Below are 15,654 nucleotides of genomic sequence, written 5' to 3'. Positions count from 1 at the left end.
CCCTTGGGCGGCTTTGGCACAGGTGGTGCGCGATTTTGGGCCATCGCACAAGGGTTGACGGCACCAGCGGGGTGCGGTGAAAGGTCATTGCCCCAAGTTTAGGATTAAGCCCATGCGCATTTCAACCCGTTCTCAGGTCGATCCCTTTATCGTGATGGACGTGATGCAAGCCGCAGCGGCCGCCGAAGCCGCTGGCCGCCACATCATTCACATGGAAGTGGGCCAGCCCGGCACTGGTGCCCCGTCAGGCGCGACTGCCGCCTTGGCAAAGGCGATGGATGACGGCGCGTTGGGCTATACGGTTGCATTGGGCTTGCCTGCCTTGCGGGCGCGGATCGCGCAGATGTATGGCGAATGGTACAATGTCGATCTGGACCCGAACCGCGTGGTGATTACCTCGGGGTCGTCGGGCGGCTTTATTCTGGCCTTTACCGCGCTTTTTGACACGGGCGACAAGGTTGGCATCGGCGCACCGGGATACCCCAGCTATCGGCAGATCCTAAAGGCGCTGGCGCTGGACCCCGTTGATTTGCCCACATCACCCGACAACCGCTATCAGCCTGTGCCGGCGGATTTCGCGGGTATGGACCTTAAGGGGTTGTTGGTGGCGTCACCGGCGAACCCGACGGGCACCATGCTGGACCGCCCCGCGATGAAGGCGCTGATTGACGCGACCCAAGGGCAGGGCGCGTCGTTTATCTCGGACGAGATTTACCATGGCATCGAATATGAGAAAAAGGCCGTTACCGCGCTTGAGATCACCGATGATGCCTATGTAATCAATTCATTTTCCAAGTATTTTTCCATGACCGGCTGGCGCGTGGGCTGGATGGTTGTCCCCGAGGATCATGTCCGCGTCGTTGAACGCATCGCGCAAAACATGTTCATCTGCGCGCCCCATGCCAGTCAGGTTGCGGCCCTTGCCGCGATGGAGTGCGACGATGAGTTGCAAGCCAACATGGATGTGTACCGCGCCAACCGGACGTTGATGATCGACGGTTTGCGTGCGGCTGGGTTCACCAGCTTTGCGCCACCTGACGGGGCGTTTTACGTCTATGCCGATGTGTCAGCCATCACCGATGATAGCCGCGTTCTGGCGCGCGATATCCTTGATAGGGCAGGGGTTGCCGTAACGCCGGGGCTGGATTTCGACCCCATACGCGGGCATCAAACCTTGCGGTTTTCATATGCGCGCAGCACGGCGGACATCGCCGAAGGGGTTGCGCGGCTCAAGGCGTATATGGCGGCGCGCTGAAAGGCTGGTCGCCCGTGCGTGCAGGTGATAGATTGCCCGCAAACACCACGATCAGAACGGTGACAGGCATGCGGTTATTCCCCTTATTGGCGACGCTTTTCGCGTTTGCACATCCGGTATCGGCCCAAGAGCTAACGGCGCTTGCCCGCGTTGATCCGGGCCCCAGCGAGATTTCGGATGGCTGGTTTGGCAGCACCACGCTGACACTGCACCTAAGCCAAGGTGTGCCGTTTCGGGTGTTCCTGCTGGATGATCCCGCCCGCCTTGTTGTGGATTTTCGCGAGGCCGACTGGTCGGGGGTTAAGACCGCTGACTTGTTGGCAGAACCGGGCAATATCAGCGACTTGCGCTTTGGTCCGTTCCAGCCCGGTTGGTCGCGTCTGGTGGCTGATCTGGCCACACCGATGGTTCCGCGTGAAATCGGGATGCCGGTTGACAGCGGGTCGGGCAAAGCCACGCTTGAGATCACGCTAAAGCCGGTTGAGCCCGACGAATTTGCGGCCGCAGCTGGCGCGCCGACTGATCCTGCGTGGACGTTGGCGCTGGCCGCACCACCCAAACCCGCCAATCCCCAAGATGAGGACCGGTTCTTGGTGATCCTTGATCCGGGGCACGGTGGTGTTGATCCGGGGGCAGAAAACGATGGAATCCTAGAAAAGGATCTGATGCTGACCGTTGCCCACGCGCTGCGCGACACGTTGAAGCGCGACGGCATTGACGTGATGATGACCCGCGAAAGCGATATGTTTGTCGCACTCGAGACCCGCGTCGCCATTGCACATCAAGCTCAAGGGGACCTGTTCATATCGCTGCACGCGGACAGCCTGCAACAAGGCGGTGCAAAAGGGGCCACGGTCTATACCCTGTCGGACGAGGCCAGCGATACAGCCACCGAACATCTGGCGGCACGGCACAACCGGTCTGACATTATTGCGGGTGCCGATTTGACCGGATCGGATGATCAGGTCGCGGGGATTTTGCTGGATTTGGCGCGGCAGGAAACCGAACCCCGTTCGGTTGCGGCGGCTAAAACGCTAGTGGCGGGGATGAAGGCGGCAGGCGGGCCGATGAACCGTCGCCCGTTGCGCAATGCAGGGTTTTCGGTGCTTAAATCCGCCGATATTCCGTCGGTCCTGATCGAGATCGGGTTTCTAAGCAATAACCGCGACATGAACAATCTGCGTGATCCGGTTTGGCGGGCGGTGATGGTGGCGGCCATTGCCGATGCGATCAAACAGTGGCGCGATCAGGATGCGGCGCTTAAGCCGTTGATCCGCCAGTAACCCCTCGTGTGATACCCACGCGCGGACCTGCGCGGTTTATCGCCAGATTTCCACCGCTTCGTGTTTTGACGATTCCAATTCGCCCGCGTATAGACGGGTTTACCAACAGCCTTGCAAGGGACTGCCACACGTGCTTCGTTTAATTCTATCCTTCTTTGGGGGTATTTTCACCACCCTGACCATGGCCATCGGCATGGTTGTCTTGACCGTTGGGGCGGTGTTTTGGATGTACGGGCGTGATCTGCCCAGCCACGAATCCCTTGCGCAGTATACGCCGCCGACCATCAGCCGGATTTATTCCGGTCAGGGACGTTTGATTGATGAATTTGCCAAGGAACGGCGTTTATTTGCCCCGGCCGATACAATCCCGCCGCTGATCAAACAGGCGTTTATTTCGGCGGAAGACAAGAATTTTTATACCCACGAGGGCTATGATTTGCGCGGTATTGGTGCCGCTGCGGTGGACGCGGTGCGCACGCGTGGCAAAGACGTGCGCGGGGCGTCGACCATTACCCAGCAGGTCATGAAAAACTTTTTGCTGTCCGGTGACCGCCGCGCCGAACGCAAGATCAAGGAAATCATCCTTGCCGCCCGCCTTGAGGAAACCCTGCCCAAAGAGAAAATCCTCGAGCTTTACCTGAACGAGATTTTTCTGGGCCAGAATTCCTATGGGGTCGCTGCGGCGTCACAGACGTATTTCAACAAAACACTCAGCGAACTTGCGCCCCATGAGGCGGCATTTCTGGCGTCCTTGCCCAAAGCGCCGTCAGATTATCATCCGGTGCGCCGCAAAGAACGCCTGATGCAACGCCGGAATTTCGTTCTGCGCGAGATGAAAGAAAACGGCTATATCAGCCAAGCCGTCTATGAAAGCGAGGTCGCGCAACCTTTGCGGTCCGTTCAAAATGGCGACTTTGAAAGCTTTAAGGCGGAACTCCCGCCGCGCGATTACTTTACCGATGAAATCCGCCGCCAGCTCTCTGAGAACTTTGGCGAGGGCGAGTTTTTCACCGGCGGCTTGACCGTGCGCGCCACCATCGACAACGAAATGCAGCCCGTTGCCGCGCAGGCCTTGCAACAACAGCTAGAAGAATACGACCGTGGCGTCGGTATCTGGCGCGGCACAGGCAAGACAATCCCGGCCGATAAATTGACCGACGAGGCGACATGGCGCGAAGCGCTGGCAAACGTGCGGGTATCGCGTGACGTTAATCTCGAAAACCCATGGTATCCTGCCGTTGTCCTAAGCGTGGGCAACAGCGATGCGCGGATCGGTATCGAAGGTGTGCCCGAAACCGCCGAGGGTAACTTTATCACTGCCAAAGATGTGCAATGGGCGCGCAAACGGCTGGACGATGGTAAATTGTCGGGCAAAGCAAAGGTAGCAGGCGATCTGCTTGATGTTGGCGACGTGGTGTTGGTGCGCCGTATGACCTCGGACGATGACGGGTCATTTATCCGCTGGACCTTGCGCCAGATCCCCGAAGTTCAGGGCGGCTTTGTCGCGATGGATGTGAATACCGGCCGCGTCATCGCGATGCAGGGCGGGTTCTCGTATCAGGCCTCTGTGTTTAACCGCGCCACCCAAGCCAAACGGCAACCCGGTTCCAGCTTTAAACCGTTTGTTTATGCGGCGGCCCTTGATAGCGGCTATACTCCGGCAACCATCGTGGTCGATGCCCCGATCGAGATCAACACACCGCAGGGCATGTGGCGGCCACGCAATTCGTCGAATAAATTCTATGGACCCACGCCACTGCGCACCGGCATCGAACAATCGCGGAACTTGATGACCATTCGTTTGGCGCAAGAGGTGGGGATGGATACCGTCGGCGATTACGCCGAACGTTTTGGTGTCTATGATAGCCTGTCGCCGGTCTTGGCCAATGCGTTGGGGTCGCAGGAAACCACATTGTACCGGATGGTGTCTGCCTATGCGATGTTCGCAAACGGCGGCGAACGGGTGGCACCAACCCTCGTTGACCGCGTCCAAGACCGCTATGGCCGCACCGTCTATAAACATGATGAGCGTATTTGTAACGATTGTCAGTTGGCCAGCCTTGATCCCGGCGCGGCCCCGCGCATTATTTCGAACCGCGAACGCGTGATGGACCCGATCACCGCCTATCAGTTGACGTCGATGATGAAAGGCGTCGTGGACCGCGGCACCGCCAGCGGCGCGATTAATCTGCCGGTCCCGATCGCAGGCAAAACCGGGACAACAAATGACGCCAAAGACGTTTGGTTTGTGGGCTTTTCCAGCAATATCGTTGCCGGCTGCTATATCGGTTTTGACAACCCTAGGTCCTTGGGTAAACGCGCCTATGGTGCAGGCATGTGTGGCCCAGTCTTCCAACGCTTTATGAGCGAAGCGATCAAGAAATACGGCGGTGGTGCATTTCAGGTGCCCGCGGGCGGTAACTTCATCAACATCGACCGTTTCACCGGTGCGCGTCTATCCGATGATGCAAGCGGCGATAATGTGGTCGCGGAATATTTCCGGGATGGCGAATTGCCGATCTTCGGCCTGACCTTCGATGGCGGCTTTGCCATGGGGTCGGACCTGCCGCTGTTCGAGGAAATCGGCAATGCAGGTGCACGTTCGGTCACCACATCGACGGGCAAAAAAGCCGTGGTCGGACCCAAAGCCAGCTTTGGCACGATCAGTTCGGGCGGGCTTTACTAGCGGCGTTCTATCGCCAAACGCTTGCCCATGCAGCAAGGCTGGTCTATCTCATACGCGGCTCCGGCATTTCGGGGCCGCGATTAATTTAAAGGGCACAAACGATGCGCGCAGAGGCACAAAATACAGCAGATCAGATCAGCAAATCGCTGGAGCTGTTGGCACAGCGTTTGAATGTCGAAACGGCACCTTACCGCCTTGAAGAGTTCAACGCCCGCGTCGAAGACCCCAATCTGTGGGATGATCCCGATGCCGCCCAAAAACTGATGCGCGAACGTCAGGCCTTGGTGGATTCGATGGCGACCTATGATGGCATCAAGCAAGAGCTGGCCGACAACGTCGAGCTGATCGAAATGGGCGAGATGGAAGACGACGCGGAGGTCGTGGCCGAAGCCGAGGCGGCCCTGAAAGCGCTGGCAGAAACCGCCGCGCAAAAAGAGCTTGAGGCGTTGCTGAACGGCGAGGCGGACAGCAATGATACCTTCCTTGAGATCAACGCAGGGGCCGGTGGTACAGAAAGCTGCGATTGGGCCAATATCCTTGCGCGGATGTACGTCCGCTGGGCCGAGAAAAAAGGCTACAAGGTCGAGCTGCAATCCGAGAGCGCGGGCGAAGAGGCCGGTATCAAATCGGCGACCTACAAGATCAGCGGCCTGAATGCCTATGGCTGGCTGAAATCGGAATCCGGCGTGCACCGTCTGGTGCGCATCAGCCCGTTTGATTCGGCGGCCAAACGGCATACCTCCTTTAGCTCGATCTGGGTTTATCCGGTCGTGGACGACAATATCGAAATTGAAGTGAACCCCAGCGACATCCGCATTGATACCTATCGGTCCTCGGGCGCGGGCGGTCAGCACGTTAACACCACGGATTCGGCCGTGCGCATCACCCACCATCCCACCGGGATTGTGGTGACGAGTTCCGAGAAATCCCAGCACCAGAACCGCGATATCGCCATGAAGGCGCTGAAATCGCGCCTGTACCAAATGGAGCTGGACCGCCGCAATGCTGCGATTAACGAAGCCCATGAAAACAAGGGCGACGCGGGATGGGGTAACCAGATCCGGTCCTATGTGTTGCAGCCCTATCAGATGGTGAAAGACCTGCGCACAAACTACGAGACATCCGATACCAAAGGCGTTTTGGATGGCGATCTTGACGGCTTGATGGGTGCGGCATTGGCCTTGGCTGTGTCGGGCAAAAGCCGGGCCGAAGCGCAAGCCGGCTAAGCGGCGAGGGGGCGCTGCCCCCGGCCTTGCGGCCTCCCCCGGGATATTTAAGAGCCAGAGAAGCCGGCAGGGCAGAACTGTGCTGAGGGGCTTGCGTCTGGTCTGCTGGGCGCGTCTGATGGCGCAAAAGCAGGGGGGCGGTAGGCTTGGATATTCTGGACATGGGCGCATTGGCGCAATCCGAGGCATTGGCCGAGGGCAGCCTGAGTGCTGTGGCGTTGATGGAAGCGACATTGGCGCGGATCGAGGCGGTTAACGGTCGGGTTAATGCGATTGTATCGCTGCGCAGTGCTGACGCCTTGATGGCAGAAGCACGGGCGGCGGACGCAGCACCGCGCCGCGGGTGGCTGCACGGTATTCCGATGGCGATCAAGGATTTGGCCGATGCCAAGGGGTTGCCGACCTCGATGGGATCGCCGTTGTTTGCGGGGACCGTTGCGCAAAAGGACAGTGTTTTCGTTGGCCGGTTGCGCGCTGCCGGGGCGATCATCATCGGCAAGACCAACACCCCGGAATTCGGGCTGGGGAGCCATACGTTCAACCCTGTGCATGGCGCGACCTGCAACCCCTATGATCTCACGAAATCGGCGGGCGGTTCATCGGGGGGCGCTGCGGCGGCTTTGGCCTGCGGGATGGTCAGCGTTGCGGACGGGTCTGACATGATGGGCAGTTTGCGAAACCCTGCGGGGTGGAACAACGTCTACGGGATGCGGCCCAGTTGGGGCACCGTACCCGGAGAGCCCGAGGGCGATATGTATCTGCACCAACTGGCCACATCCGGGCCGATGGCGCGCACGCCGCGTGATTTGGCCGCGTTGCTGGATACGATGACGGGGGCGGACCCGCGACAGCCGCTTGGGGTTAGTCCCGCGGCGACCTTGCCGCAGATGAGCGGGCAGCCAGCGGCCCTTAGGATCGGGTGGCTGGGCGATTGGGGCGGGGCATTTCCCTATGAGGGTGGGATCATGCAGCTAAGCGAAGCGGCGTTGGGGCAGATCGCTGATTTGGGGCATGACGTGACGCATATGCCGCCGCCGTTTGATGCCGAAACCATGTGGGATGCGTGGATTACCTTGCGGTCCTTTGCCGTGGCCAGCGGGCTGGGGCCGATTTTCGAGAACGCGGAGAAGCGGCATCACCTCAAGGAGGCGGCGCAATGGGAGATCGAGCGCGGGCTGGCCCTGAGTGCGAGGGCGGTGCAGCGCGCCAGCGAGGTCCGGTCGGCTTGGTTCCGTGCTGCGGCTGGTCTGTTTGAGACGATGGATGTCTTGGTTTTGCCCTCGGCGCAGCTGTGGCCCTTTGCGGTAGGTGATGTTCACCCGACCGAGATCGCGGGGCAGCGCATGGACACCTATCACCGCTGGATGCAGGTAGTTGTGCCCGCCGGTTTGATCGGGCTGCCTGTGGTGAATGTGCCCGCAGGCTTCGGGAAAGACGGGTTGCCGGGGGGACTGCAACTGATCGGGCGGCAGGGCAGCGATGCGCAGTTGCTAAGGCTTGCCCAGCAATGGCACGAGGCCACCCATTGGCCGCAAACGCGGCGGCCATAAGCCCCTAAAGAGGCGTCTCGCGGCCTTGGGCGACAAGTTCGGCGCGCAGGTTTGCCGTGTCGGGATGGTTGATTTCCAGTGCGAAAACATAGGCGTGGGTCAGATAAAACCCCGCCGCATCCGGATCATTGCTGTCGGCTGCGGCCTGCGTGTAGAGCGCCACCAATGCGGCGTGGTCACATGCGTTGTGGGCCGCCAGCAGTTGGTCGTTCAGATCGCGCATGACACCGCGCGGTGGGTTTCAAGCTGCGACGCGACCCAGTCGTGAAACATATGGGTCGGACCATCCATTGCGGGGGAAAAACGTCCGCCGTCAAATTGCACGGCATGCCGCCCGCGCTGCATCCCTTCGACAACAAAGATGTCTTCTTCGAAGACTTGCTTCCATTGATCGGTATTGCGCGCCCTCAGTTCAGGGTCTGTGGTGGAGACTGCATAGTAGAGATGGATGTTTTCAGTGGTTTTTTCAGGGCCTTCAGGCACCAGAATGATTGCGAATGTATGATCGCGGTGCACACCCAAAAGAACGTTGGGATAGGCGGTTACATATTCTGCAGCCGTGTCCCATTTTGCTGAAAGATCGGCAAAATCGGGGAACTTCGCACCATCATCGTCGGTAAGCTGGCGGTATACCAACGTACCTTGGCCCGAATATTCGCCGGGCATTTCAATGTTATAGTGGTCTTCCAGACGGGAATAGCTGTTCAAGCCGGGATGCACCCAGGGCAAGTGATAGCTTTCACAATAGTTTTCGACCGCCAGCTTCCAGTTACAATTTACGCTAAGCTGAAATCGGCTGTCAGCACCGCCGTGATGCAGCGGTTTGTCAAACTCGGCCCAGCGGGCAATCAGATCGGCATTGGCCTGTTCAAACGGCGGGGCGGTGCCCGAGATATTGATCCAGATGACATCCATCCAGACGTGGCTGCGAATTTCGACAAGGCCAAGCAAGTCGCGGTCGATGCCTTGATGGGTATTTTGCCCCGGACCACCGACATGGGGCGTCGAAACCAGCCGCCCTTCGGTGCTGTAGCACCAGCTGTGATACGGGCAGCGGATCGCGCCCTGGATCTTGCGGGGGGCATCGACAAGGATCATACCACGGTGCCTGCAGGTGTTTTGAAACACGCGAACTTGGCCCGATTTATCGCGCAGCACGAGCAGCGGCATGCCGAGAAATGTCAGCGGAACGGCGTCGCCAATTTCGGGAACGTCCGATGCCGTGGCAAGGCCGGGCCAGTTGTTGAACAAGACCGCCTGCCGTTCCTCTGCAAAGATGGCCGGATCAATGTAATGGGCGTTACCAAGGCCGTTCGCTTGATCAATGGGGCGGCGCACATTGCGCAGATCGGTATGGGGCATGTTCATGACGCTCTCCTTGCTGATAGTCCAAGGCTACTGGCAAAGCGGTTTTCTAAGCGTGCATTTAACGACCTGTTTTTCACGGCTGCGACATGGCAGGGGCGTGATGTTAAGAGAAATCCTCGTCTGGGCGCAGTAAACGCTGATGAAACGCGGGCAGATCCTGGATCGCGTGAAAGCCTTTGCTGCGGGCGGCCTGCAGGACGCTTGCCGTGTCTTGGGACAGATATTCATAGACCAAACGGGTGACCCGCATGCCTGCCGCGCCTTCGGGGATCGTTCGCGTGGTATATCCAACCCAAAAGTTGTTCCCGAACGACGCAACCCGCCCGAGGTAGTTGAAAGACGAGGTCATGGCATTCTTGCGGCCGGCAATGATCGCCAGACCTTCTTCTTGCGGTAATATGGCCCCGCGAAATTCCCGGTATTTGGCCGCAGTCGGAAGGCATTGCATGCGCATGGCTTGGGTCGTCTCGTATCCGCGCAGATATGTCGCATCGCCCTTGCGAAACACATAGACCAGACCAATGACAAAGACATCGCGGTCGATGAAACTGCGCCTTGAGAACCTGTAAAAGCCACTTGGAAAGACGGTTTCAGGGATGCCAGACGTATCCGCCATCAGATAGTCGTTCATGTAGTGGCCCAATGTGGGCGACGGCCGCGCCGAGATTTGGTCTAACGGTTCAAGCATCACCCGCGCATCCAGATCGAAATACGCACAAATACGGGCAAGAATATCCGGCCGTGGAAAGCTTTGGCCGGAAAGGTAGCGGTTGAATTGGGTTCTGTTTATGCCAAGCTTGCTGGCGAGCACGGTGATTGATGGCTGATCTTTGGAAAGTAACCGTAGATTTTCACCGAAAACAGACCTGATCTTTGCAGGGTTTTTTATGTCGGTCATGCTCCATCCCTTGATGCCCCTAAGGTTGTATCAATTGTATATTGTTTACAAGGTAGATGTGGTTAACGTCGGATTGACGCTAATGCGCGCCAAAACGCCATGCGAACGACACAAAATGAACCCTCAAAAAATTCGACAAACCATTGAATTTTCGCGATAACCCAACCGAAGATAGAAAAAATTGGGAGGGATACTAGATGTACGGCGTTGTGTTGTGGAGCGACATTTCTGACAAAAAAGCCGTCTTTTGGTGCGAGGATCACGGCGATTTGGCCTATTTCGGCGGATCACAAGACAGTCAGAACATCACATTTGATGCCGGCGATCTGGTCGAATTCGATGTGACATTGCAAAGCAAGCTAAGGACAGCCAGCAATCCGCGGGTTGTTCGCGAAAAGCTGGAAGTCGATCTGCCTGCGAAGTTACTGAACTACGGCGCATCTCAAGATTTTGGGCAGCCGTCTGCTGAAATTGTTCCATTTCACAGCAGACAGCCCAAATATGCCCATCAACGTCGTGCTGGCCTGGCTTAATCGCCGCGGGGCAGGGCGGCGACGCCGGTCCGCGCCACATCCGTTAGCCCCAAGGGGCGCATAAGGTCGGCGAAAGCGTCGATTTTATCCGGCGCGCCGGTGATCTCGAAAACAAAGCTTTCAAGCGTGCTGTCGACGACGTTGGCGCGAAAGATATCCGCAAGCCGCAGTGCTTCCACGCGCTTGTCACCTGTTCCCGAAACTTTGAACATCGCCAGCTCGCGCTCGACTGATGGTCCCTCGACTGTCAGATCGTGAACCTCGTGGACCGGAACAATGCGGCCCAGCTGTGCTTTTATCTGTTCGATCACTTGGGGCGTACCCGAGGTCACAATCGTGATCCGGCTGCGGTGTCCGGTGTGATCCACCTCGGCCACGGTCAGGCTGTCGATGTTGTAACCGCGGCCCGAAAAAAGCCCGATGACGCGGGCCAGAACCCCGGGTTCATTTTCGACCAGAACAGCAAGGGTATGACGTTCGATGACATCCGAAAAATTCGCACGCAGGTTATAGGCAGAATGGCTGGTTGAGCCTTTTTTGAGTTTTAGGGCTGACATGTGACTGTCCTCTTCATCTGATTTCGTCGCCGGAATTTTTCAAAAATTCCGGTCCGTTTTCTTTATAAGAAAACGCGTTACACCAAGACCGACCCTTTTGCGTCAATCACACCTTGCGTATCCACACCGGCCAGCATCATGTCGTTATGCGCTTTGCCTGACGGGATCATCGGGAAACAATTCTCGTGCTTCTCAACCAAGCAGTCAAAGATGACCGGCCCGTCATAGGTGATCATTTCCATGATCGCGTCATCCAGATCATCGGGATCGGAACACAAAATGCCTTTGGCCCCGAAGGCTTCGGCCAATTTCACGAAATCGGGCAGGGATTCTGACCAGCTTTGAGAGTACCGCTCGCCGTGCAGCAATTCCTGCCACTGGCGCACCATGCCCAGACGTTCGTTGTTCAGAATGAACTGTTTGACGGGCAGGTTATACTGCATCGCAGTGCCCATTTCTTGCATGTTCATCAGCCATGACGCTTCGCCCGCGACGTTGATCACCAAGGCATCAGGATGCGCCATTTGCACACCAATGGATGCTGGAAAACCATAACCCATGGTGCCAAGCCCGCCTGATGTCATCCAGCGGTTCGGATCCTCAAAACCAAGATATTGCGCGGCCCACATCTGGTGCTGGCCCACTTCGGTGGTGATATAGCGGTCGTATTTCTTGGTCAGCGCCTCAAGCCGTGCCAGTGCGTACTGCGGCTTGATGACTTTGCCTTTTTGTTCGAACTTCAGGCAGTCAATGCTGCGCCACTCGTCGATCTTTTTCCACCATTTCGCGACGGCTTCGCTGTTGGTTTTACGGCCACGGGATTTCCAGACCTTCAGCATGTCTTCCAACACGTGACCTACATCGCCAACGATCGGGATGTCGACGCGGATGATTTTGTTGATCGACGACGGATCGATGTCGATATGCGCTTTGGTCGATTTTGGGCTGAACAGGTCAACAACACCGGTAATCCGGTCGTCAAACCGTGCCCCGATGTTGATCATCAGATCGCAATCGTGCATCGCCATGTTGGCCTGATAAAGGCCGTGCATCCCCAACATCCCCAACCATTTGTCGCCGGACGCCGGATAGCTGCCCAAGCCCATCAGGGTTGATGTGATCGGAAAACCGGTCGCCTCGACCAATTCACGCAGCAATTGTGATGCTGCGGGGCCGGAGTTAATGACGCCGCCACCGGTATAGAACACAGGGCGTTTGGCCGTTTCCATCGCCGCGACCAGCTCGGTGATCGCTTGCATGTCGCCTTTTACGGGCGGCTGGTAATGGGACACCGACGGTTTCTTGGGCTCGTAGGTGCCGGTGGCAAATTGTACGTCCTTGGGAATATCAATCAGAACCGGGCCGGGGCGCCCGGATGTGGCGACATGGAATGCCTCATGCAGCACGCCGCTCAACTTGTCGGTCTCTTTGACCAGCCAGTTATGTTTGGTGCAGGGGCGGGTGATGCCCACGGTGTCGGCCTCTTGGAAGGCATCAGACCCGATCATGAATGTCGGCACCTGACCTGTCAAAACCACCAGCGGGATCGAATCCAGCAAGGCGTCGGTCAAGCCGGTCACCGCATTGGTGGCACCGGGGCCGGATGTAACCAGAACAACGCCGGGCTTGCCGGTCGAACGGGCATAGCCTTCTGCGGCGTGAACGGCACCTTGTTCGTGGCGTACCAAAATGTGCTTGATGCTATTTTGCTGAAACACCTCGTCATAAATCGGTAGGACAGCACCGCCGGGATAGCCAAATACGGTATCGACACCCTGATCAATCAGGGCTTGAACGATCATTTTCGCTCCGGTCATTTTACGTGTCATCTTGGTGCTCCGTGGGGTGGTGTTTCGGGTCGTGTTAATATTTGTCGTAGCGCATAAAAAAACCCCCGGTTTTGGCGGGGGCGCATGGTGACGATTATGGTCTGCCGTTACCGGCCCATGCGCGTGTGTCCTACAATGACGACTAGAAATGTCATGGCCAAAGGCTCCTTTTGCGTTGCGGGGAGATTATGAGCAGGGCACAGGGGCGTCAATGGGCATTTTCAACAAAATGTGTCGCGAAGGGCGAAAAATCTTTGCACTTGTTGCGCGGTATTCGTTTTTTTTGAAGTTTTTCAAAATTGAACCGGTGAATCAGGGCATTTTAGATGCGTACGCCGGTTCCTTGCAGCACGCCGTGTTCCATCGCATAGCGGGTCAAGCCGGCGGTGGATGATATCCCCAGTTTGCGTTTAATGTTTTTGCGGTGGGTTTCGACAGTCCGTACCGAGATATCAAGGATCAACGCGACCTCCTTGTTGGCCTTGCCCTGCGCGAGCTGCAACAGGATGGTCTGCTCGCGTTCGGTCAACGCCTCGCGGGCCGTGTCTTTAGGCTCAAGCGACCCTTGGGCCCCGGTACATAGATAGCGCTGGCCCTGCATCACCGTATCAATGGCCAGTTTGATTTCATCGGTTGGCACGTCTTTCAGGATATAGCCCATGGCCCCGTGACTAAGCGCCGAGGAAATATATTCGGGGTTATCATGCATCGACAAAATCACGATACGCATGTCGGGCCGCCGTTCCAGCACGATCTCGGTGGCCGACAATCCACCCACATCAGGCATGTTCAAATCCATCAAGATCACATCGGGGTCCAGTGTCTCGAACTGATCAATCGCGGCGCGGCCATTTGACAGGCAGCCTACAACTTCAATGTCGTCATAGCTTTCGAGGATGGATTGGATGCCTTCGGCGACCATGGGGTGATCGTCGACGATCATGACTTTTACGGCGGCAGGCATGGTAAGACTTTCTAAGAATTCCGGGCAGGGGCGTTAGGGTTGGGCTCAGGCGGCAAAAGATGGGTCAGCGGTACTGATGCTTTGACCCGTGTCCCACTCGTACTTGAGGTTTCCAACGACAAACTGCCGCCCAATTGATCCATGCGTTCTTGCATATTGCGCAGGCCAAGGCCACCGGCGCTTTGCGCATCGTTAAGGATGCCACGCCCGTTGTCGGTAATCACCAGCGTGGCACCTTGGCGGTGGCCGCGCAAATCAACGATCACCTCGGATGCAACCGCGTGGCGTTCGATATTGGTCAGCGCTTCTTGGGCGATGCGGTACAGGGCGATCTTGGCGTCATTATCCAACCGGTTGCGGAATACGACGGTATTGAAACTGCAGGTAATACCTGTCCGGCCCGAAAATTCCTCGACCAGAGTTTTGAGGGCAGGGCCCAGCCCCAGATCATCGAGCACACCGGGGCGCAAGTCGCGGCTGATCCGGCGAACCTCTGATATCGCTTGGCCCAAGCTGTCGATCCCTTTGCCCAACGGTTCTGCCGCGCGGCGGTCGCCCCGATCCAAGCGACGGCGGGCATTTTCCAGCGCATAGCGCACCCCGACCAAGATCTGACTGATCCCGTCATGCAATTCTCGGGCGACGCGGCCGCGTTCTTCTTCTTGGGCGTCGAACACACGTTGGGTCAGCTTTTTCAGCTTGGCGTCGGCAAGCCGCCGTTCGCGCAGGTTCACCAGCATGCCAGTGCCGAACACCAGCAGCAGCGCGGCTAGGGTAATGGCCCCGATATATAGAAAGGTTTTTTGCACACGGGCCAGCACATCGGCACGCGCCGATGCGACGCTGGACAGGATATCGTCAATATAAACACCGGTGCCGACGGCCCACCGCCAACTGGGGAAGGACGTGACATAGGTAATCATCTGCGCCTCGGTGCCGGTCGACGGTTTCGGCCACAGATAGGTGTGATAGCCTCCCCCCGCGCGGGCGATACGGATCAATTCGTCGACCACCGGGGTGCCGGCGCTGTCGGTTTCACCGCTAAAGTTCTGATTGATCCGGTCGGTTTGACGCGGGCTGACAAGGGCGTTGCCATCGAAATCATAGACAAAGAACTGACCTTCCTCGCCATAGATCATTGCCGACAAAATCTGCGCGACCTGTCCCTTTGCGTCATCATCTTGGGGCGATGCGGACCCGTAGACGAAATAGAATCCGTTGCGCGCTTGGGTCACGTAATTGCGCAGCTCGACCTTTTTGGCAGCGATCAGTTGGTTCTCAAGGGTGTTAATCTCGCGGTCTGCCAATGCCTTGGCCTGAAGCGCCACGACAATCGCGATCGCGGCAACAGCCAGCACCAGCGGCACAGCGGCAAGCAGTGTCAGCTTTTGGGCATAGGTTGGGGCAAGGCGAACAATCAGGCGACGCATGTGATTCTCGTAAAGGGAATCATACCCGAATCAAAGGGGGTGTTCGGAATGCCAACATGACCTTTGGGCATTCTC

The 15,654-nt window shown here is 57.5% G+C and carries 13 protein-coding genes; 6 read left to right on the top strand and 7 right to left on the bottom strand.

The features are described 5' to 3' along the window. The first annotated feature begins 112 nt into the window (after nucleotides 1-112). From KZZ06_RS12840 to KZZ06_RS12820, 5 genes are all read left to right on the top strand, one after another. Nucleotides 113-1,255: a pyridoxal phosphate-dependent aminotransferase gene (locus tag KZZ06_RS12840; RefSeq protein WP_219580523.1), complete on the top strand. Its 1,143-nt coding sequence runs from the start codon at nucleotides 113-115 to the stop codon at nucleotides 1,253-1,255. Between the two features lie 68 nt (nucleotides 1,256-1,323). After that, nucleotides 1,324-2,538, top strand: a complete 1,215-nt coding sequence (locus tag KZZ06_RS12835) for an N-acetylmuramoyl-L-alanine amidase (protein ID WP_219580522.1) — start codon at nucleotides 1,324-1,326, stop codon at nucleotides 2,536-2,538. A 130-nt stretch (nucleotides 2,539-2,668) separates the two neighbouring features. Next, a complete protein-coding gene (locus KZZ06_RS12830) occupies nucleotides 2,669-5,224 on the top strand; it encodes a penicillin-binding protein 1A (protein ID WP_219580521.1) in 2,556 nt (851 codons plus the stop codon). 101 nt (nucleotides 5,225-5,325) lie between these two features. Next, nucleotides 5,326-6,450 (top strand): peptide chain release factor 2, encoded by a 1,125-nt coding sequence (gene prfB, locus KZZ06_RS12825; protein ID WP_219580520.1) that lies wholly within the window; start codon nucleotides 5,326-5,328, stop codon nucleotides 6,448-6,450. Nucleotides 6,451-6,596: 146 nt separating this feature from the next. Continuing rightward, nucleotides 6,597-8,000, top strand: a complete 1,404-nt coding sequence (locus KZZ06_RS12820) for an amidase (RefSeq protein ID WP_257884348.1) — start codon at nucleotides 6,597-6,599, stop codon at nucleotides 7,998-8,000. Between the two features lie 4 nt (nucleotides 8,001-8,004). Here the strand turns inward: KZZ06_RS12820 and KZZ06_RS12815 are convergent, their stop codons facing one another. The 3 genes from KZZ06_RS12815 to KZZ06_RS12805 all read right to left on the bottom strand — a co-directional run bounded on the left by KZZ06_RS12815 (nucleotide 8,005) and on the right by KZZ06_RS12805 (nucleotide 10,266). Then, the gene (locus KZZ06_RS12815; RefSeq protein WP_219580519.1) at nucleotides 8,005-8,223 is read right to left on the bottom strand and encodes a hypothetical protein; all 219 of its coding nucleotides are present in this window, start codon (nucleotides 8,221-8,223) and stop codon (nucleotides 8,005-8,007) included. Beyond that, on the bottom strand, nucleotides 8,211-9,368 hold the full coding sequence (locus tag KZZ06_RS12810; protein ID WP_219580518.1) for an aromatic ring-hydroxylating dioxygenase subunit alpha: 1,158 nt from the start codon (nucleotides 9,366-9,368) through the stop codon (nucleotides 8,211-8,213). The genes KZZ06_RS12815 and KZZ06_RS12810 overlap by 13 nt, the downstream gene beginning before the upstream one ends. 103 nt (nucleotides 9,369-9,471) lie before the next feature. After that, nucleotides 9,472-10,266 carry a helix-turn-helix domain-containing protein gene (locus tag KZZ06_RS12805; RefSeq protein WP_219580517.1) on the bottom strand — a complete coding sequence of 265 codons (795 nt, stop codon included), beginning with the start codon at nucleotides 10,264-10,266 and terminating at the stop codon, nucleotides 9,472-9,474. A 197-nt stretch (nucleotides 10,267-10,463) separates the two neighbouring features. On the opposite strand from KZZ06_RS12805, the gene KZZ06_RS12800 reads away from it, so the two are divergent. Then, nucleotides 10,464-10,799 (top strand): hypothetical protein, encoded by a 336-nt coding sequence (locus KZZ06_RS12800; protein WP_219580516.1) that lies wholly within the window; start codon nucleotides 10,464-10,466, stop codon nucleotides 10,797-10,799. Here the strand turns inward: KZZ06_RS12800 and ilvN are convergent. The 4 genes from ilvN to KZZ06_RS12780 all read right to left on the bottom strand — a co-directional run bounded on the left by ilvN (nucleotide 10,796) and on the right by KZZ06_RS12780 (nucleotide 15,579). Further along, nucleotides 10,796-11,356: an acetolactate synthase small subunit gene (gene ilvN, locus KZZ06_RS12795; protein WP_219580515.1), complete on the bottom strand. Its 561-nt coding sequence runs from the start codon at nucleotides 11,354-11,356 to the stop codon at nucleotides 10,796-10,798. The two genes, KZZ06_RS12800 and ilvN, sit on opposite strands and share 4 nt — an antisense overlap. Before the next feature lie 77 nt (nucleotides 11,357-11,433). Beyond that, nucleotides 11,434-13,185 carry an acetolactate synthase 3 large subunit gene (locus KZZ06_RS12790; RefSeq protein ID WP_219580514.1) on the bottom strand — a complete coding sequence of 584 codons (1,752 nt, stop codon included), beginning with the start codon at nucleotides 13,183-13,185 and terminating at the stop codon, nucleotides 11,434-11,436. 322 nt (nucleotides 13,186-13,507) lie between these two features. Then, a complete protein-coding gene (locus KZZ06_RS12785) occupies nucleotides 13,508-14,149 on the bottom strand; it encodes a response regulator transcription factor (RefSeq protein WP_219580513.1) in 642 nt (213 codons plus the stop codon). Nucleotides 14,150-14,160: 11 nt separating this feature from the next. Further along, complete coding sequence (locus KZZ06_RS12780) at nucleotides 14,161-15,579, bottom strand: cache domain-containing protein (protein WP_219580512.1); 1,419 nt, start codon at nucleotides 15,577-15,579, stop codon at nucleotides 14,161-14,163. Nucleotides 15,580-15,654 lie beyond the last annotated feature (75 nt).

The organism is Sulfitobacter sp. CW3, assembly GCF_019392245.1.
Lineage (GTDB): Bacteria > Pseudomonadota > Alphaproteobacteria > Rhodobacterales > Rhodobacteraceae > Sulfitobacter.
This window is presented reverse-complemented; position numbering and strand designations above follow the sequence as displayed.